At 74.7% G+C, this 17,682-nt stretch carries 17 protein-coding genes and 2 pseudogenes; 11 read left to right on the forward strand and 8 right to left on the reverse strand.

Annotation, left to right across the window (positions count from 1 at the left end; genetic code table 11):
• Positions 1 to 4: 4 nt before the first annotated feature.
• Complete coding sequence (locus tag PGN05_RS13060; RefSeq protein WP_419752984.1) at positions 5 to 271, reverse strand: DUF6510 family protein; 267 nt, start codon at positions 269 to 271, stop codon at positions 5 to 7.
• Between the two features lie 20 nt (positions 272 to 291).
• Positions 292 to 1,533: an epoxide hydrolase family protein gene (locus PGN05_RS13065; protein WP_419752985.1), complete on the reverse strand. Its 1,242-nt coding sequence runs from the start codon at positions 1,531 to 1,533 to the stop codon at positions 292 to 294.
• A 282-nt stretch (positions 1,534 to 1,815) separates the two neighbouring features.
• Here PGN05_RS13065 and PGN05_RS13070 point away from each other — a divergent pair, with 282 nt between their 5' ends.
• A complete protein-coding gene (locus PGN05_RS13070) occupies positions 1,816 to 3,552 on the forward strand; it encodes a pyruvate dehydrogenase (protein WP_419752986.1) in 1,737 nt (578 codons plus the stop codon).
• A 13-nt stretch (positions 3,553 to 3,565) separates the two neighbouring features.
• Here the strand turns inward: PGN05_RS13070 and PGN05_RS13075 are convergent.
• The 4 genes and pseudogenes from PGN05_RS13075 to PGN05_RS13090 all read right to left on the reverse strand — a co-directional run bounded on the left by PGN05_RS13075 (position 3,566) and on the right by PGN05_RS13090 (position 7,780).
• Positions 3,566 to 4,218 (reverse strand): annotated as a pseudogene (locus PGN05_RS13075) (GAP family protein).
• Positions 4,215 to 4,718, reverse strand: a complete 504-nt coding sequence (locus PGN05_RS13080; protein ID WP_419752987.1) for a hypothetical protein — start codon at positions 4,716 to 4,718, stop codon at positions 4,215 to 4,217. The pseudogene PGN05_RS13075 and the gene PGN05_RS13080 overlap by 4 nt, the downstream one beginning before the upstream one ends.
• 5 nt (positions 4,719 to 4,723) lie before the next feature.
• Complete coding sequence (locus PGN05_RS13085; RefSeq protein WP_419752988.1) at positions 4,724 to 5,983, reverse strand: hypothetical protein; 1,260 nt, start codon at positions 5,981 to 5,983, stop codon at positions 4,724 to 4,726.
• A gap of 84 nt (positions 5,984 to 6,067) precedes the next feature.
• Positions 6,068 to 7,780 carry an alpha/beta hydrolase gene (locus PGN05_RS13090; protein ID WP_419752989.1) on the reverse strand — a complete coding sequence of 571 codons (1,713 nt, stop codon included), beginning with the start codon at positions 7,778 to 7,780 and terminating at the stop codon, positions 6,068 to 6,070.
• A gap of 500 nt (positions 7,781 to 8,280) precedes the next feature.
• Between PGN05_RS13090 and PGN05_RS13095 the strand changes: the two genes are divergently transcribed.
• The 7 genes and pseudogenes from PGN05_RS13095 to PGN05_RS13125 all read left to right on the forward strand — a co-directional run bounded on the left by PGN05_RS13095 (position 8,281) and on the right by PGN05_RS13125 (position 14,869).
• Positions 8,281 to 9,555 (forward strand): arginine deiminase, encoded by a 1,275-nt coding sequence (locus PGN05_RS13095; RefSeq protein WP_419752990.1) that lies wholly within the window; start codon positions 8,281 to 8,283, stop codon positions 9,553 to 9,555.
• Positions 9,556 to 9,653: 98 nt separating this feature from the next.
• Positions 9,654 to 11,114 (forward strand): Na+/H+ antiporter NhaC, encoded by a 1,461-nt coding sequence (gene nhaC / locus PGN05_RS13100; protein WP_419752991.1) that lies wholly within the window; start codon positions 9,654 to 9,656, stop codon positions 11,112 to 11,114.
• Positions 11,115 to 11,121: 7 nt separating this feature from the next.
• A complete protein-coding gene (locus PGN05_RS13105; RefSeq protein WP_419752992.1) occupies positions 11,122 to 12,603 on the forward strand; it encodes a basic amino acid/polyamine antiporter in 1,482 nt (493 codons plus the stop codon).
• Positions 12,604 to 12,654: 51 nt separating this feature from the next.
• Positions 12,655 to 13,206 (forward strand): copper chaperone PCu(A)C, encoded by a 552-nt coding sequence (locus PGN05_RS13110; protein ID WP_419752993.1) that lies wholly within the window; start codon positions 12,655 to 12,657, stop codon positions 13,204 to 13,206.
• A gap of 135 nt (positions 13,207 to 13,341) precedes the next feature.
• Positions 13,342 to 13,497, forward strand: a pseudogene (locus PGN05_RS13115) (alcohol dehydrogenase catalytic domain-containing protein); the annotation flags it as partial.
• Positions 13,436 to 13,822: a glutaminase gene (locus PGN05_RS13120; protein ID WP_419752994.1), complete on the forward strand. Its 387-nt coding sequence runs from the start codon at positions 13,436 to 13,438 to the stop codon at positions 13,820 to 13,822. The pseudogene PGN05_RS13115 and the gene PGN05_RS13120, both read left to right, overlap by 62 nt.
• A 123-nt stretch (positions 13,823 to 13,945) precedes the next feature.
• Positions 13,946 to 14,869 (forward strand): universal stress protein, encoded by a 924-nt coding sequence (locus PGN05_RS13125; RefSeq protein WP_419752995.1) that lies wholly within the window; start codon positions 13,946 to 13,948, stop codon positions 14,867 to 14,869.
• A gap of 45 nt (positions 14,870 to 14,914) precedes the next feature.
• Here PGN05_RS13125 and PGN05_RS13130 read toward each other — a convergent pair whose 3' ends face one another.
• Positions 14,915 to 15,118 carry a hypothetical protein gene (locus tag PGN05_RS13130; RefSeq protein WP_419752996.1) on the reverse strand — a complete coding sequence of 68 codons (204 nt, stop codon included), beginning with the start codon at positions 15,116 to 15,118 and terminating at the stop codon, positions 14,915 to 14,917.
• 359 nt (positions 15,119 to 15,477) lie between these two features.
• Here PGN05_RS13130 and PGN05_RS13135 point away from each other — a divergent pair, with 359 nt between their 5' ends.
• From PGN05_RS13135 to PGN05_RS13145, 3 genes are read left to right on the forward strand one after another with little or no spacing between them, the layout of a single operon-like run.
• Entirely contained in the window at positions 15,478 to 15,876 is a 399-nt protein-coding gene (locus PGN05_RS13135) for a hypothetical protein (RefSeq protein WP_419752997.1), read from the forward strand.
• Positions 15,873 to 16,136 carry an SHOCT domain-containing protein gene (locus PGN05_RS13140; protein ID WP_419752998.1) on the forward strand — a complete coding sequence of 88 codons (264 nt, stop codon included), beginning with the start codon at positions 15,873 to 15,875 and terminating at the stop codon, positions 16,134 to 16,136. Before PGN05_RS13135 ends, PGN05_RS13140 begins: the two co-directional genes overlap by 4 nt.
• A gap of 49 nt (positions 16,137 to 16,185) precedes the next feature.
• Positions 16,186 to 16,908 carry a CPBP family intramembrane glutamic endopeptidase gene (locus PGN05_RS13145; RefSeq protein WP_419752999.1) on the forward strand — a complete coding sequence of 241 codons (723 nt, stop codon included), beginning with the start codon at positions 16,186 to 16,188 and terminating at the stop codon, positions 16,906 to 16,908.
• Positions 16,909 to 16,938: 30 nt separating this feature from the next.
• Here PGN05_RS13145 and PGN05_RS13150 read toward each other — a convergent pair whose 3' ends face one another.
• Positions 16,939 to 17,520: a DUF308 domain-containing protein gene (locus tag PGN05_RS13150; RefSeq protein WP_419753000.1), complete on the reverse strand. Its 582-nt coding sequence runs from the start codon at positions 17,518 to 17,520 to the stop codon at positions 16,939 to 16,941.
• Between the last annotated feature and the right edge of the window lie 162 nt (positions 17,521 to 17,682).

Here is a 17,682-nt window from a genome sequence, read left to right on the forward strand (position 1 = left end):
CGGGTCAGGGCCCGGTCACCGCCAGCTGGAGCGTCCGGATCCCGGGGAAGCCGATCCACACCTGCCCGTTGCCCTGGACGAGGGTCACCAGCGCGGCCTCGCAGTGCGGGCAGCGGAGGACGAACCCGGCACCCCGGAACACGTGGGTCGCCCCCATCGGCGTGGGCGCGCCGCAGCCCCGGCAGGTCGCGATCGCGGTGGTCGTCTCGACCGCGAAGACGTCCTGGAGCAGACCGGCCACCGCGTTGCCGTCGAGCATCAGGTCGTCCATCTCGGCCTCCTGGTGTGTGGTCAGCCACGCGGTGCCGGGAGCGGCGGCGTGCGCAGGAACGCGAACCCCGCGCGGATCTCGTCGGAGAGGAGTCGCGGCTCCTCCCACGCGGCGAAGTGCCCGCCGCGTGGGAGCTGGTTGTAGTGGACCAGCCCGGGATAGGCCTGCTCGGTCCAGCTGCGCGGAGCCTGGTACTGCTCGCCGGGGAAGACGCTCACGGCGACCGGGATGGTGACGCCCTTGGCGTCGAAGAAGCCACCCCGGTACTCCCAGTACAGGCGGGACGCGGAGACCCCGGTGCGCGTCAGCCAGTACAGCGTGGCGTTGTCGAGGACCTCGTCCCGGGTCAGCTCGCCGGTGTCGCTCGTGGTCCGGTCCAGCGCGGCGAGGACCGCCGCGGCCGGCTGGCCGTCGGCGTCGTTGTGGTCCAAGAGCCAGGCGGCCAGCCCGACGGGCGAGTCCGCGATGCCGTACAGGGTCTGGGGGCGCGCGGCCATGTACGTGGCGTACTGCACCTGCCCGTAGGTCCTGACCAGCTGCTCGCACGCGCGGCGTTCCTCGGCGGAGAGACCGGACGGCGGCGGGTCGCCGGCCCGCAGGGCCCGGTCGACCTCGGCGGGGACCACGGCCGGCATGTTCGTGTGGATGCCGAGCAGGCCCGGAGGCGCCTGCAGCCCCATCTGGTCGACGACGAACGCGCCCCAGTCCCCGCCCTGGGCGACGTACCGGGGATAGCCGAGGCCGGTCATCAGCTCCGCCCAGGCCCGGCCCATGCGCTCCGGCCCCCAGCCGGTTCCCGTCGGCTTGCCGGAGAACCCGTAGCCCGGCATCGACGGGATCACCACGTGGAAGGCATCGGCCGCGCTCCCGCCGTGCGCCGTGGGGTTCACCAGGGGATCGATGACCTTGAGTTGCTCGAGGACCGACCCCGGCCACCCGTGGTTGATGACGATGGGCAGCGCATCGTCGTGCGGGGACCGCACGTGCAGGAAGTGGATGTCCAGCCCGTCGATCTCGGTCGTGAACTGCGGGAGGGCGTTGAGCCTCGCCTCGCACCGGCGCCAGTCGTAGTCCGTGCCCCAGTGGCGGGCCAGTTCCTGCATCGTCGCGAGCGGAACGCCCTGCGACGTGTCCGGAACCGTCTCCCGTTCGGGCCAGACGGTCGCCCGGATGCGCCGGCGCATCTCGGTCAGCGCCTCCTCCGGCACGTCCACGCGGAAGGGCCGGATGGCCCGGCCGGCTCGCTCTGCGACGACGGTCATCGCTGCTGTGCTCCTCGGATCCGGACGGGCGAGGGGGGCCGCGGACCAGGCGAGACGCGCGCCCCCCGCACCAGCGGCGTCGATCCGGAAAGCGCTCCCGGGACGGGAGCCACCGTGGCCCGGCCGCCGGTGGGGTCAGCAGGGGCGAAGGGCCCGTCCCGGCATGTCGGCACGCCGCGTCGCAGGTCGGTCTCAGGAGAGCCCCGGAGGTTCCGGACCGGGGCCGGGGGTAGAGCGGACCGGGCGGCCGGCCCCCCGCCGGACGGAGACGAGGAGCTGCGCATGGCCCACCCCACCGTCGCCCGCCAGCTGGTGCAGATGCTGCGCGACGCCGGCGTCCGTCGCATCTACGGCGTCGTCGGCGACAGCCTCAACCCCGTCGTCGACGCCGTCCGGCACACCGACGACATCGAGTGGGTGCACGTCAGCAACGAGGAGGGCGGCGCGTTCGCCGCCGCCGCGGAGGCGCAGGTGACCGGGCGCCTGGCGGTCTGCGCGGGCTCGTGCGGCCCGGGCAACACCCACCTCCTCCAGGGGCTCTACGACGCCCACCGCAGCGGGGCGCCGGTGCTGGCGATCGCCTCGCAGATCCAGTCCCAGGAGATCGGGATGGCCTTCTTCCAGGAGACCCACCCCGAGCGCACGTTCCAGGACTGCTCGTCCTGGTGCGAGGTCGTCACCCCGAAGCAGATGCCGCACGCCCTGCGGGTGGCGATCCAGACCGCCGTCGGCACCAGGGGCGTGTCCGTGGTCGTGCTGCCGGGCGACCTGGCGGCCGAGGAGTCCGGCGGGCCGACGGTGCCCACCGCGATGGTGTCCGAGCCCTCGCCGGTGCGGCCGGGAGCCGGGCAGGTGCAGGCGCTCGCCGACGCGGTCAACGCCGCCCGCACGGTGACGCTGTTCTGCGGAGCCGGGTGCGCCGGGGCGCACGACGAGGTCGTGCAGCTGGCCGGGAGGGTGCTCGCCCCCGTGGGACACGCCCTGGGCGGCAAGGAGGTCATCCAGTACGACAACCCCTTCGACGTCGGGATGAGCGGCCTGCTCGGCTACGGAGCCGCGCACAAGGCCACCCACGAGGCCGACCTCCTGGTGCTGCTGGGCACCGACTTCCCGTACCCGAACTTCCTCCCCCAGCGGCGGACGGCGCAGGTCGACGCGGACGCCGCACACCTGGGACGGCGCACGCCGCTGGAGGTGGCCGTCCACGGGGACGTCGGCGAGACCATCCGCGCGCTGCTGCCGCTGGTCGACCAGAAGACCGACCGGCGGTTCCTGGACTCGATGCTGCACGAGCACGCCGAGGCGCTGGAGCAGGTGGTCGGCGCCTACGCGTCGCGAGTGGAGCGGATGCGGCCGATCCACCCCGAGTACGTGGCCGCGCAGCTGGACGAGCTGGCCGCCGACGACGCCGTCTTCACCGTCGACACCGGGATGTGCAACGTGTGGGCGGCCCGCTACCTGACGCCCAACGGCCGGCGCCGGGTGATCGGGTCGTTCCGGCACGGGTCGATGGCCAACGCCCTGCCGCACGCCGTGGGCGCCCAGTTCGCCGACCGCGGCCGGCAGGTGGTCAGCATGAGCGGCGACGGCGGGCTGGCGATGCTGCTCGGCGAGCTGATCACCGTCCGGCTGCACCGGTTGCCGGTGAAGATCGTGCTGTTCAACAACGCCTCGCTCGGCATGGTCAAGCTGGAGATGCTGGTCGACGGGATGCCCGACTTCGAGACCGACCACGAGCCGACGGACTTCGCCGCGATCGCCCGGGGCGTGGGCATCCGGGCGCTGCGGGTGGAGGACCCCCGCGACGTCCGCGGCACGCTGGCGGAGGGGCTGGCCGACCCCGGGCCCGTGCTCATGGAGTTCGTGACCGACCCGAACGCGCTGTCCATCCCCCCGGCGATCACCGGCGAGCAGATCCGCGGCTTCGCGCTGTCGGCGTCGAAGACGGTCCTCGGCGGGGGCGTCGGGAAGATGGTCGACCTCGCGCGCGCCAACCTGCGCAACGTCCCGCGTCCCTGACGGCCGCGCGGGGTCACAGTCCGGCGAGGCCCTTCCCGGCCAGGAGGGCCCCGATGACGACGAGCGCTCCGGCGACGACGACGGCGGCGGAGTGCGCGGCCAGCCAGTCCTCGGCCCGGCCCAGGGCCGAGAGGACCCGTGCCCCCAGGTGCACGTGCAGCAGGAGGGGCAGGACGACCGAGAGGACGGCCACCGCGGTGAACACCACGACCGCGACCACGCTGCCGCCGAGGGACAGTTCGGCCGCGCCGATGGCCAGCTCGCCGGCCACCGCCAGCAGCAGCGTCTTCGGGTTCGCCGACAGCAGCAGGCCCAGCCGCAGCGCGCGGAGCGGGGGATGCCTCCCAGCGAGCGCAGCCAGGCGGGCTCGGGCGCCTGCCCCCGCCGCAGCCACATCCGCACCCCGACGACCAGCAGGACCACGCCGAGCCCGACCCGGGCCCACGAGGCCCAGGCCGGGGGCTCGTCCGCGAGCTCGACGACCGAGGTGAGGGCCACGAAGACGCCGGTCCCGACGGCGATGCCGGCGGCCCAGCCGGCCGCGAACGCGCCGGCCGTCGCCCGCGGGCGGGGCGTGAACAGCAGGAGGATCGCCACGATCACCCCGAACGGCGAGAGGGCGATCGCCAGGGCGTAGGGCGTGACCTCGGCGAGCACCGCGGTCATCGGCCGGGGTCCCCGGTGGCCTCCGGCCCGTCGCGCCGTCCTCGCCGCGGGCGGGCGAACAGCTCGTGCAGGTTCAGCACGATCAACGCGAGTCCGGCGACGGCCAGCAGCCCGGCCAGCGCGACCTGCCAGTTGCGCAGCAGCGCGAGGACCAGGCTCGCCGCGACCACCGCCCCTCCCGCGGCCGCTGCCAGCACCGTGACCAGCAGCCCCGTCCTGCGCCGCGCCACCGCCTCCACGCCGGCGAACACCGCGAGGAACGTGGCGAACCCCGAGAGCGTGAGCGGGGTCGGGCGGGCCAGCAGCACGCCGATCCCCAGGACGAGCACCGGCGTGCTGAGCGCTGCCCACAGCCGCAGGAAGGCGGTGTGCGGCTCGACCGTGCCGGGGCGGGAGACCGACTGCAGGTGCGCGTCCGGCGGGCCGGGGTCCGGCGGGCGGGACAGCACCGCCGCGTGGACGGCGCGTTCCTCGCGCAGCCGGGTCCGCTCGGCGGTCATCGCGGTCAACCCGGCCTGCCGGGTGCCGAGCTCGGCGAGGCGCTCCTGCTGCAGCCCGTGCGTGTCGGCGCTCGTGCCGAGGGAGCGGGCCTGCGCACGCAGCCCCGCAGCGCCGCCCGCTCATCGGCGGTCGCCGCGTCGAGCACCCGGAGGCGATCGGTCAGCTCCCCGAGGCGGGCGCGCAGGGCCGCGTGCTCCTCCCCCGCCGTCGGCGCCACCGTGGCCAGCCCGGCCCAGCCGAGCGGGTCGGCCCAGGAGCGGCGGACCTCACCGCTGCGCTCGTACCGCGGGTCGGCCGGCGCCCGCTCGCCGCCGAACGCGTCGCGGGTGTCCAGCCCCCACAGGCCGCGGAACCCGACCACCCACGGCGTGGCGTCGTCGATGCGCTCCGGTCGCCAGGCGCGGGCCTGCCCGGGGCCGACGGCGGGCCCGTCCCCGCGGGCGTAGTCCACGAACGGGAGCGCGAACCCGGGCGGCCGGCCCGCCCGCCGGCGTCGCAGCGCCGCTCCGGCCCGCCGGAGCGCCGGCACCTCGACGGAGACCACGTAGTCCCCGGGGACGAACGCGCCCGAGTGCGAGCCGGCTCCGGGGAAGACCACGGGGTGGTCGCCCTCGCGGTGCAGCCCGGGGTCGTCCCACCGCCGCCGCAGCACGGCCCCGTCGTGGTCGTGCGACGAGGCCGCGACCCAGGCCGGGGACGGGGAGTCGCCGGTCCCGGCCAGGTAGACGGCGACGAGCTCCCAGTCGGCCTCGTGGTCGTTGACCCCGTGGAAGGTCGAGCGCCAGTCGTTGAACGGGTAGAAGAACCAGTACTGGCAGACGGTGTAGCCGCCGTCCCGGACGACCCGCCCGTAGTAGGGGCACCCGGCCGGCGACCCGTCCACGGCCGCCCGCCGCTCGGCGGCGGCCACCAGCCCCCGCGGCACCCGACCGCGGACCAGCAGGGACAGCCGCAGCGCCAGGTCCACGAGCCGGGCCAGCACGCCGACGGCGGCCAGCCGCGCCGTGCCCCTCAGCCGGGGCCGGGTCTCCCGCCGCCACGCCCGCACCTCGGCCCGCTGCAGCGGCTGCTGGACGAACCGCAGGTACAGCGGGCGGTCGCGGAACCGCTCGCCGAGCTCGCCGAGCCGGTCGATCGTCAGCCGGTCCGCGGCGACCAGCGGGGCGGGGCTGCGCCGCGGCCCGCCGGCCCAGAGGCTGCAGCGCTCGACGTAGCGCTCCACCGACGTGGGCAGGAACAGCTCGCCCTCGGTGAAGCGCAGCACCGGCTCGTGCGCCCGCAGCAGCGCCCCGTCGTCGGGCGCCCACCGACCCGGCGCCGGTCGCGGGGGTCGGCGCGGTCACCGACGTCATCGCCGGAGCAGCGCCCGCAGCTGGTCGGCCTTCTCGGCGGTCCAGTCCGGCGGGCGCAGCAGCAGCGCCCACGCGTCCACCGACTCACGGGTGTAGCGGTGCCCGTGTCCCTCGGGGACGTCGGTGGAGAAGGGCATGTCGAGAGTGACCTGCCAGAAGGTGACCAGCGGGATCCACGTCATCTCGGGCAGGACGTCGCGCCCGGGCTCCTCGGCCAGCCAGTCGGGCCGCTCGAGCAGCAGCGAGGGGCTCCACCAGGTGACCGGGTCGGACGGGTGCTGCAGGATCAGCACCCGGCTGCCCGTCCACGGCTGGTCGGCCGGTGGCGCGCCCGCGCTGACCTCGGTGCTGAACCGCACCGTGCGTCCGCCCCGGTACACCGGCTCCACCTCCCGGCTGCCGGGGTCGCGGCCGTCGCGGAACTCGGTGTGCAGGGCGTTGAAGTTCGGCGGGCCGACGAACAGCGCCCCGGTGACCCGGTTGCGCAGGTCGTACTCCCCGCTGAACGCCGCCTCCGCGCCGAAGGAGCCGAGGCTCTCGCCGAACACGTACAGCTCGGGGCGGTCGTCCGGCGGCAGCACGGTCCACCGCTCGTAGACCGCGTCGAACAGCTCCCGTCCGGCGGCCCGCGCCCGGGACTGGTCGACGAGGTAGGAGAGCCCCGACGGGACGTAGGAGTACTGCATCGCGACGACGGCCGAGTCGCCGCCGGCGAGGTACTCGAACGCGGTCAGCGATCCGGCGTCCAGCCAGCCGCGGCCGGTGGTGGTGGCGACCAGCAGCCGGGCGCGGTCGAAGCCGCCGGCCCGCTGCAGGTCGTCGACCGCGGCCTGCGCGCGGGTCTCGACGTCCTCCGCTGTCGCCACCCCGGAGTAGATCCGGATCGGCTCGGCGGCCGTCGTCCCGCTGAAGGCGCCGATCTCGGCGGCTGCCGGGCCGCCGGCCACGAACGTCCGGCCCTCCCGGCCCAGGGTGTCCCAGCCGATCAGCGATCCCGGCCCGCCGGAGCGCAGCGTGCTCGACGGCCGTTCGACGCCCTCGGCGGTGTCCTGGTCCTGCAGGGCGAACGTCCGGTCCGCGGCGGCGAGCACGCCGTCCAGGGCCCATCCGCTGACCACCAGGACGGCGAGCGCGGCGACGGTCAGCGCACCGAGGGCGCGGGCGGCGGACGGGCCGATCCACCGGCCCAGCAGCCGGGCGACGCCGCGCCCGGCGGCGCGGGCCGCGCGCGCCACCGCGAGGATCGCCGCGAACACCAGCACGGCGACCACCGGGGCGGCCAGCACCGGTCCCAGCGGCTCGGCCGGCATCCCCATCAGCTCGCGCAGCGCGCCCTGCCACCGCCGGCCCAGGAGGAAGGCCACCGCGGTCAGGAGCACCGCGCCGGCCAGGAACGCCCGCCAGGCCCAGCGCCGCGGCGGGCGGGGTCCGCGGTCGGCCAGGGCCCGCCACACGGCAGCGGCGAGGACCCCGAGCCCGTAGCCCATGGCGGCGCTGATCCCGCTGACCACGCCCTGGGCGACGCCGCTGCGCGGCAGGAGCGAGGGGGTGAGCGACGCGCACACCAGCAGCACCGCACCCCAGCTGCCCGGCAGTGACAGCGCCGGCCACCGCCGCGCCGGGCGGCCGGTCGTCCCGGAGCGTGCGGTGCTCGGCCGCGGCGCCTCCGGCGGTCCCGGGGCCAACCCGGCCTCGCGCGAGACGGTCATGCCGGCGACCCGAGGCAGTCCGCGCAGTGCAGCGCGGTCTGCCGTGGGGTCGGCCCGACCGGTGTGTCGGAGCGCCACACGCTGGGAGTGGACATCGGGGCTCCTGTCCTGGGATGCGTCTGCCGCGGCATCCTCGGGGCCGCCCGCCCTCGCTGCCTCCCCTGCGCGGGGTGGGAGCTGTGCGCCCCGGGAGACCGGGGCAGGGACCTCCTGCCGTCCCAGGAGGGGGGACGTCACGACCGGAGGTCGCTCGAGCCGGCCGGTGCGCACCGGCCGGGACCACGCGCGACCGTCCCGGCCGCCCTGGACCGGGCCCGCGCGCCGGCGCGTGGGGTGTCCGAGAACGGAGCTCCCCGGCACGTCTCATCCCCACCGGACGAGGCCGGCCGGCCGGGGACGGCAGCATCCTGCGACTGCGGAGGAGCGCTCCTCCGCGGGGCGCCGCGTGCTGCCTGGGTGCGGTGCCCACCGGTCCTCTGTCGAGCGGGGAGAAGCGGACGATGACCGACACCAGGATCTCCGGGGCGGGCGCAGGCGCGCCGGTCGCGGCCCACGGCGTCCACTCCGAGGTGGGCGTGCTGCGCAAGGTGCTGGTCTGCGCCCCCGGCCTGGCGCACTCCCGGCTGACCCCCCGCAACTGCGACGACCTGCTGTTCGACGACGTGCTGTGGGTGGACAACGCCCGCCGCGACCACGTCGACTTCGTCAACGAGATGCGCGACCGCGGGGTCGAGGTCCTCGAACTGCACGACCTGCTCACCGAGACGATGGCCATCCCCGACGCCAAGGCGTGGCTGCTGGACCGCAAGGTCACCGCCAACGAGGTCGGCCTCGGGCTCGTCGACCCGACCCGCGCCTTCCTCGAGTCGCTGGACGACCGGCGACTGGCCGAGTTCCTCATCGGCGGGCTCGCGACGTCGGACCTGCCCGAGGACTTCCGGCCGGGCTACGTCGCGCTGGCCCGGGAGTCGACCGGCGTGCGGGAGTACCTCATGCCACCGCTGCCCAACACCCTCTACACCCGCGACACCACCTGCTGGGTCTACGGCGGGGTCACCCTCAACCCGCTGTACTGGCCCGCCCGGCACGACGAGACGCTGCTCTACAAGGCGATCTACGCGTTCCACCCGGACTTCGTCGGCTCGACGGTGTGGTGGGGCGATCCGGAGCAGGAGTGGGGCCTGGCCACGATGGAGGGCGGTGACGTCATGCCGATCGGCAACGGCGCGGTCGCCGTCGGCATGAGCGAGCGCACCTCCCGGCAGGCCATCACCCAGTTCGCCGCCGCGCTGTTCGCGCACGGCGCCGCCACCCGCGTGATCGTCGCCGGCATGCCCAAGCTGCGGGCGGCGATGCACCTGGACACGGTGTTCACGTTCGCCGACCGCGACATCGCGACGGCCTACCGCGACATCGTCGACTCGATCCACACCTTCAGCCTGCGGCCCGGCGACAGGGAGCCGGTCGAGGTGACCGAGGAGAAGGGGTCCTTCCCCGAGGTCGTCGCCGACGCGCTCGGCCTGTCCGAGCTGCGGGTCCTGGAGACGGGCGGCGACGCCTACGCCAACGAGCGCCAGCAGTGGGACAGCGGCAACAACGTCGTCGCCGTGGCCCCCGGAGTCGTCTTCGCCTACGACCGCAACACCCACACGAACACGGTCCTGCGCAGGGCGGGCGTGGAGGTGATCACGATCGTCGGCGCGGAGCTGGGCCGCGGCCGGGGCGGCGGGCACTGCATGACCTGCCCGATCAGCCGGGACCCGGTCGACTTCTGAGCCGATCCGCACACGTGAGGTCCCGTCACTGATCTCGGGAACGGGCGCCGGGCCTCATCGGCGAGAGGCACGCCATGCCAGATCGCGGGGCACCCACGGTGCGACGACCATCGCTGGTCGATGCCGTCCTGCCGCTGGTCGTGCTGGCGGTCCTGATCGCGGGCTCCCTGCTGCTGTTCGGTCTCGACGCGTTGGACGGGCCGATCCAGGTGGCCCTGGTGGGCTGCGCGGCGATCGCGGCGCTGATCGTGCGCGGGAACGGCCACAGCTGGGAGCAGATCGGGCACGCCGAGCAGGAGGCGATCGCCTCGGTGACGAGCGCGCTGTTCATCCTGCTGTCCGTCGGCGCGCTGATCGGCACCTGGAACCTCTCCGGCACCATCCCGACGCTCGTCTACTACGGGATCCAGGTCCTCGCCCCGTCGTGGTTCTACGCGGCCGCCGCGATCATCTGCGGGATCGTCGCGCTGAGCATCGGCAGCTCCTGGACCACCGCCGGGACGATCGGCGTCGGCCTGGTCGGCATCGCGAGCCTGCTCGACCTCTCGGTGGCGATCACGGCGGGCGCGGTGATCTCGGGGGCCTACCTCGGGGACAAGACCTCGCCGCTGTCGGAGACCACCATCCTGACCGCCCAGATGGTGGGGGTCGAGCCGCGCGAGCACATCAAGCGCCAGGTCTGGACCTCCGTCCCGGCGTTCGCGGTCGCACTGGTCGTGTTCCTGGTCCTGGGCTGGGTCAGCAGCCCGGACGTGCAGGACGGGGTCCCGACCAGCACGGAGCTGGCGGATCTGGACCAGCTGTACTGGATCAACCCGGTCAACCTGCTGCCCCTGGCGCTCCTGGTCGTGCTGTCGGTGCGCAAGGCGCCCGCGTCGCTGGCCCTGCTCGCGTCCGCGGTGTTCGCGGGCGTGCTGGCGGCGTTCACCCAGTCCCAGGTCGTCGCCGACTTCCTCGCCGGGCAGGGCAACGTGGTGGTCGAGTCCATCAAGGCGACCTGGCAGGCGATGGCGACCGGGTTCTCCGCCGACACCGGCCTCGCCGACGTCGACCGGCTCGTCTCCCGCGGCGGCATGTCGAGCATGCTGTTCACGCTGTGGCTGATCTTCGGAGCGGTGACGTTCGGCGTGCTGCTCGAGAAGTTCGGGCTCATCTCGCGGCTGATCGACCCGATGATCGCCGCCGCGAAGAGCACCGGCCGGCTGTTCCTCACCGTGTTCGCCTGCGCCTTCGGCCTGAACATCGTCGCCGGCGACCAGTACATCGCCCTGGTCCTGCCCGCGCGCATCTTCCGGCTCGAGTTCGCGCGCCGCGGCCTGGCGCCGACCAACCTGTCCCGGTTGACCGCTGACAGCGGCACCGTCACCTCCCCGCTGGTGCCCTGGAACTCGTGCGGGGCGTTCATGGGCGCCACCCTCGGCGTCTCCACCCTCCTCTACCTGCCGTGGGCCGTCTTCTGCTACGTGAGCCCCGCGCTGAGCGTGTTGTACGGCATCACCGGTTTCAAGATCGAGGAGGTCGAGCCGGTCGCGCTCGGCCAGTCAGCAGGACAGGAGTGACCTGACGATGGTCGACACGATCCCTCCCACCCGGGTCGCCGAGACGGTTGCCGACACCCCGGTCGCGACGCCGGGGAAGATGACCCTGCCCACCCTGACCGCGATGGTGGTCGGCAGCATGGTCGGGGCGGGCGTGTTCTCGCTGCCGGCGCGCTTCGGGGTGGCGACCGGCATCCTCGGCTCGCTGATCGCCTGGGCGATCGCGGGCACGGGCATGCTGATGCTCGCCTTCGTCTTCCAGAACCTCGCCATCCGCAAGCCGGAGCTGGACTCCGGGGTCTTCATCTACGCCAAGGCCGGCTTCGGTGACTACGTCGGGTTCAACTCCGCGATCGGCTTCTGGGCGAGCGCGGTCTCCGGCAACGCCTTCTACTGGGTGTTCATCACCGCGACCCTCGGCGGGTTCTTCTCCGGCTTCGGCGACGGCGACACCGTCCTCGCGGTGGCGCTCGGCACGGCCGGCGTCTGGTTCTTCCACTACCTGATCGCCCGGGGGGTCCGCGACGCCGCCGTGATCAACCGGATCGTGACGGTCTTCAAGATCCTGCCGATCCTCGTCTTCATCGTCGTGCTGTTCATCGCGTTCGACGCCGGCGTCTTCGCCGACAACTGGATCGCCACCGGCTACGGCGACCTCGGCTCGCTCGACGAGCAGATCCGCAACACCATGATCATCACGACGTTCGTCTTCATCGGCATCGAGGGCGCGAGCGTCTACTCCCGCTACGCCAAGCGGCGCGAGGACGTGGGGAAGGCCACGGTCCTGGGGTTCCTGAGCGTGCTGTCGATCTTCGCCCTGGTGACCCTGTCCAGCTACGCGGTGCAGACCCAGCCGGAGCTCGCCGCGACCCGCCAGCCCTCGATGATCGGCGTGTTCGAGTCCGTCGTCGGTGACTGGGGCCGCTGGTTCATCAGCATCGCCGTCATCGTGTCCGTCCTCGGCGCGTACCTCGCCTGGACGCTGATGGCCGCCGAGGTGATGTACATCCCGGCCCGCAACGAGGACTTCCCCGCCTTCCTCGGCAGGGAGAACGAGAAGCAGACGCCGATCACGGCTCTCGTCGTCACCTCGCTGGCGGTCCAGGGACTCCTCGCCGCGACGCTCGTCCTCACCGACGCGCTGAACTTCATGCTCGATCTCTCCACCTGCCTCGCGCTGATCCCCTACTTCCTCGCCGCCGCGTACGCGCTCAAGCTCGGCCTCACGGGCGAGGCCTACGAGGGCGTGGACGCCAGGACCCGCCGCAAGGAGGCGGTCGTCGCGGGGGTCGCCACCGCGTACACGCTGTTCCTCTTCGAGGCGGCGGGCCTGGAGTTCCTGCTGCTGGCGACGGTGATCCTCGCCCCGGCCACCGTGCTGTACGTCAAGGCGCGCAGCGAGCGGAGCCGCCGGGTGTTCAGTCCCACCGAGATGGTGCTCTGCGCCGTGATCGTGGTTGCCGGCGTCACCGGCGTGGTCGGCCTGTGGACCGGCCTCATCACCATCTGACGCCGCCGTGAGCCCCCAGCCCGGACCCGCTCCCCATCCCCGGAGTCAGCCATGAACCGCACCCGACTCGTCGGGCCGCTCCTGGTCCTCCTGCTGGCACTCGCCGGCTGCGGCACGGGGCAGGTCGGCACTCCCGACCTCGACCGGGCCAGGATCGGGCTCGACAGCGTCGACGGGCGGGTGGGTCCGCTGCGGCTGCTCAGCGTGGCCATCGCCTCCCCCGGCACGCGCGGCAGCCTGCACATCGCCGGGAACAGCGCCGCACTCCTCCTGACGGTCGCGAACGACGGCGAGGCCGACGACGAGCTCACCGGGGTCACGGCCGGTGTCGCCGAGGAGGTCGTCCTGCGGAACGGCGACGACGAGCCGGCTCCGCGGATCGAGGTCGACGTGCCGTCCGGTGGGGTGGCGGTCCTCCGCGAGGTGACCGGACTCCACCTGGAGCTGTCCGGGCTGCGGGAGACGCTCCGGAGCGGGTTCAGCGTCCCGGTCGTCTTCGAGTTCCGCGACGCCGGCTCGGTGACCCTCGAGGTCCCGATCCACACCTACACCGACGTCCGACCGGACAGGTTCACCGAACCCGCCGCCGCGGCGACCCGCTGACCCGTGCCGGCCGGGACGTCGTGGGCGGGCGGCGTCCGGATCACGACCACGACGGTCCCGACGAGCACCCAGAGATCCCGGAGGGGAGTCGAGATGAAGGCGTTCGTGATGAAGGGGATCGGCGCGGTCGGGATGATGGAGAAGCCCGTGCCGACTCCCGGTCCCAACGACGCGATCGTGCAGACGACCGCGGCCCTGATCTGCACGTCGGACTCGCACACCGTCGGGGGTGGCATCGGCCCGCGGACCGACCTCACCCTCGGTCACGAGGCCGTCGGCGTCGTCTCCGAGGTGGGGCGTCCAGCCGGTCACCGGGGAGCGCGTCGTCGACCCGGCCATCGCGCGGGACACCGTCGCGGTGCTCGCCTCCACGGGGCTGTACGAGCGGAGCGGCGACTGGCTGTTCGAGATCGGCATGCCCGGCAAGAGCGGGATCTCCGGCGGCATCGTGACCGTCTCGCCGGGCAAGGGCGCGCTGGCGACCTTCTCACCCTCGCTGGACGCGGCCGGCAACAGCGTCCGTGGGCAGCTCGCGACCGGGTGGCTGTCCGCCGAACTCGGACTGGACCTGTTCGCCTCCAGGCCGGGACCCCCTGAGCACGGAGGTGGCCCGTGACCACGTCCCGCCGGCCCGTCCCGCACCGGGTCCCCGATCACCGGGTCGGAACCCGCCGGCCGAGCAGGAGATCCAACGGCTCACGGGTACGAGGGCAGCGGGAGAGGCCTCCGGAGGAGCGCCGTGGACGAGACAGCGTCCGTGCACGAGATCGTGGTGGGGGTGGACGGTTCGGCCGGTGCCCGGGCGGCGCTGGACTGGGCCCTGCGAGAGGCGACGCTGCGCGAGTGCGCGGTCCGGATGGTCACCGTCTCGCCGGTGGACGAGCCGCTGGGTCTCCGTGACGGGGCCGTCGGGCGGCCCGACGTCGCCGGCGGAGAGCAGGACGTGCGGGATCGGATGGCCGCCGAGGCCGCCGACGTCGCCGCCGTCGCAGGGTGCGACGCCGTCCCGGTCCGCACAGAGGTGCGGTACGGGGAGCCGTCTCGGGAACTCGTGGACGCCGCCGGTCCCGGCGGGCTGCTCGTGGTCGGCTCCCGGGGGCGCGGGGGTCTGAGCGGTGCGCTGCTGGGCTCGGTCAGCCGGCAGTGCGCCCAGCACGCCCGCGGGCCGGTCGTCGTCGTGCGCGACGACGAGTCCGCGCACGGCGCCGTGCTGTGGCAGGGAGCCGCCAGCCGCGTGGTGGTCGGGGTCGACGGCTCGGCTGGTTCGGTGCTCGCCGTGCGCTTCGCCGCAGCCGAGGCACGCCTGCGCGGCGGGGAGCTGCACGTCGTCCACGCCTGGATCGACACCCTGTCCGGCTACGGCGGGCTCCCCTGGGCGCGGCCCGCCACGACGCTGCGGGAGCAGGCCGACACGACTCTGCGGGAGAGCCTGCGGGCGGCCTGGCAGGACCGGTCCCCCGCCGTCCGGGTCCGCGCGCAGACCATCGAGGGCGCGGAGTGGGACGTCCTGGCGGAGGTGGCCGAGGCGGCCGACCTGCTGGTGGTCGGGTCGCGCGGCCGGTCCAGCCGGTCCAGCACACTCCTGGGGTCGGTCAGCCTGCGCTGCCTCACCTTCGCGCCGTGCCCGGTCGCGGTGGTCCGCCCGCTCCGGTCCGAGGCGTGACCCGTCGCGTCGACCGCGGCGCGCGGGCGCTGGTCGCCGGAGCCGCTAGGGCGGCACCTCGTGCAGGGCCACGACGTGCAGCCCGAGGTCCTGGATCAGCGCCAGGACCCCGTGCAGGTGCGCCTCGTCGATGACCTCCCCGAAGATGATCGTCTCCGGTGGAGCGTCGGCCAGGACCATGTCGGGGAACGCGCCGCGGATCCGGTCGGACAGGTGCCCCGCCACCCGGAACTCGTAGTGCGTCGGCACGGTGGCCCCCTCCGGTCTGATCCCGGCCAGGCTCGCCGGTCGCGCCGGGGCCCGCCTCGTCCGTCCCGGATGGAGTGCCCCGCCGGGAGCGGTGCGGCCGCCGCAGCGGCCCGACGGCGCACGGTCCCGGCGGTTCCCCCGCGGCGCGGCCCGGGACGTTCCCACCGCAGGCCTCATCCACCGCGGACGAGGTCCGGGAGCGGACCGTGGGTCACGGTGCGGTGTTGCCGCGCCCGGCCGGAGGCGGTGAGCGCAGCGATGGACGAGCCACGCACGACCGCCGGCGCGGCCCGAGCGGAGTTCCTGCTCCTGGCGACCGGCGCCGTCTCCAGCCAGGTCAGGACCCGAGGAGGCCCCCCGTGACAGCAGTCGCCCCGGCGCTCGCCGCGCTGGTCGACTCCGGCACCGTCCGGGTGCTCGACGCCGCCGTGCTCCACGAGGACGCCGACGGGCAGGTCACCGGCGCAGAGCTCGAGGACGAGGACGGGGCCGCGTTCGCCGCGGTCGACGGCGACGTCCTCGAGCTGCTCAGCGACGACGACCTGCTGCAGATCGCGGCCACCCTGCAGCCGAGCACCACCACGCTGGTGCTGCTCTGGGAGAACCGCTGGGCCGCCGCGTTCGGCGACGCCGTCCGGCAGGTGCACGGCACCGTCGTCGCCTCCGACCGGGTGCCCCGGGAGAACGTCGACCGCGCCCTGGCCGCCGGGGGGACCCCGGCGGCGGAGGTGCCGAGGATGGACGAGGTGCGGTCATGAGGAGTCGGCTGGGGCGCGGCCGCGGCGGGCCGGGGCTGCTCGGCACCATGGCCCGCACGGCGGTGGTCGCCGGCACGGCGTCCTCGGTGGCCGGCCGGGTGTCCGCGCGGCAGCAGGCTCCGGTGCCGCCGCAGCGCGCGGCGCCCTCCGACGTCGACCAGCTGCCCGCCCAGCCGACCGAGCTCGGTGAGCTCCGGCAGGCCGGGCTGCTCACCGAGGAGGAGTTCGCGGCGCAGAAGGACCGGCTCCTGCAGGCCTAGGCGGACCGCCGCCGACCGGGGCGTCAGCACGGGCCGTGACGGTGCGCCGATGACCCGAGCCACCCCCGGCCGAGCGCCCGCGAGCCGGCGGCACCGGGCCTTCGCGGCCGCGCTCGTCGGGGTCCTCGTCCTCTGGAACAACGTCGTCGTCCCCCGCGTGCCCGACTCGTCCTACGTCCTGGTCAACGGCGCGGCCACCGGCGTCCTGCTGGCGGCGGCGCGCTGGACGGGGCTGTCCTGGTCGGACCTCGGGCTGTCCCGGCGCCGGCTGGCGGCCGGGCTGGGGTGGGGCGGCGTCGCCTTCGCCGTCGTCGCGCTGGCGCTCGCCGTCGCCGTCGCCGTCCCCCTCCTCCGCCCGCTGCTCACCGATGCCCGGGCCGCCGACCTGGCGGCGGGGGACGTCGCCGCCGAGGTCCTCGTGCGCATCCCGCTGGGCACCGTCCTGTGGGAGGAGGTGGCCTTCCGCGGCGTGCTGCTGGCCGCCCTCCTCCGGGTGCTGCCGACGGGTCGCGCGGTGGGGGTGACGGCGGCGGTCTTCGGGATCTGGCACATCCGGCCCACCCTCAGCGGGATCGCGGCCAACGACCTGGTCGACGCGGCCTGGACGCGGACGCTGGCCGTGCTCGGCGTGTGCGTCTTCACCGCGGTCGCCGGTGCGCTGCTGAGCTGGCTGCGGCTGCGCAGCGGCAGCCTCCTGGCGCCGGCCCTGCTGCACCTGGCCACGAACACGCTGGGCACCGTCGCGGCCGTCGCCGCCCACCGCCTGGGATGAGCGGCGGGTGGCGCGTCGTCGACCGCCTCGTCAGGCCGGCCGCCGACCGCGTCCCGGAACGACGGCCCCGGGCGCACCGGACGGCGTCCGCGCGGGCCGCAGCCCCCCGGCCGCGAGCAGCGTCGCGCCCTCCAGCAGCAGCTGCACGCCGACGAGGACGCCGAGGAGGGTGAGGCCGGCGCTGGTCAGGTCCAGCAGGACCACGGCGCCCAGGACGGTCGAGACCAGGCCGCTGAGCAGGTGCACGGCGCGCGCGTCGGACCGGGCGGGGGCGGAGAACAGGCGCGTCAGTCCGGTGGTCAGCAGCAGCGACCCGGTCAGCAGCGTGAGGGTCACCGCGCCGACGGCGGGGTTGCGCAGGACGAACCCGCCCAGCACCGCGAGGACGACACCGCCGAGGGCGGCCGACCAGGTGGTGCCCGAGCCGGCGCCCGCGAGCGCGCGCACGAGGAGCACCGCGCCGGCGGCCAGCGCCGTCCGGCCGAGCAGCCGGACCGAGAGCGCGGTCGCCACGGCGACGTTGGCGAGCAGGACCAGCGCGGCGAGCACGAGCAGGACCCCGAGGGCGACGTCGCGGCCCCGCCGTGGCCGCTCGGGCACCGTCCCGGTCATCCGTCGCCCCCCTGTGCGGTCGATCGGTGCGGACGGGCAGTGTCGCCCGGTGCCGGGCCCGAGCGGCGCCTCCGCGCCGGACGAGGTGTCGCGGCGCGGACCCGCCGTAGGGCCCTGTCCCCACCGCTCCGGTGGTCGTAGCGTGCGGAACGCCATGGCGGT

Source organism: Geodermatophilus sp. CPCC 206100 (genome assembly GCF_048569675.1).
Taxonomy (GTDB): Bacteria; Actinomycetota; Actinomycetes; order Mycobacteriales; family Geodermatophilaceae; genus Geodermatophilus.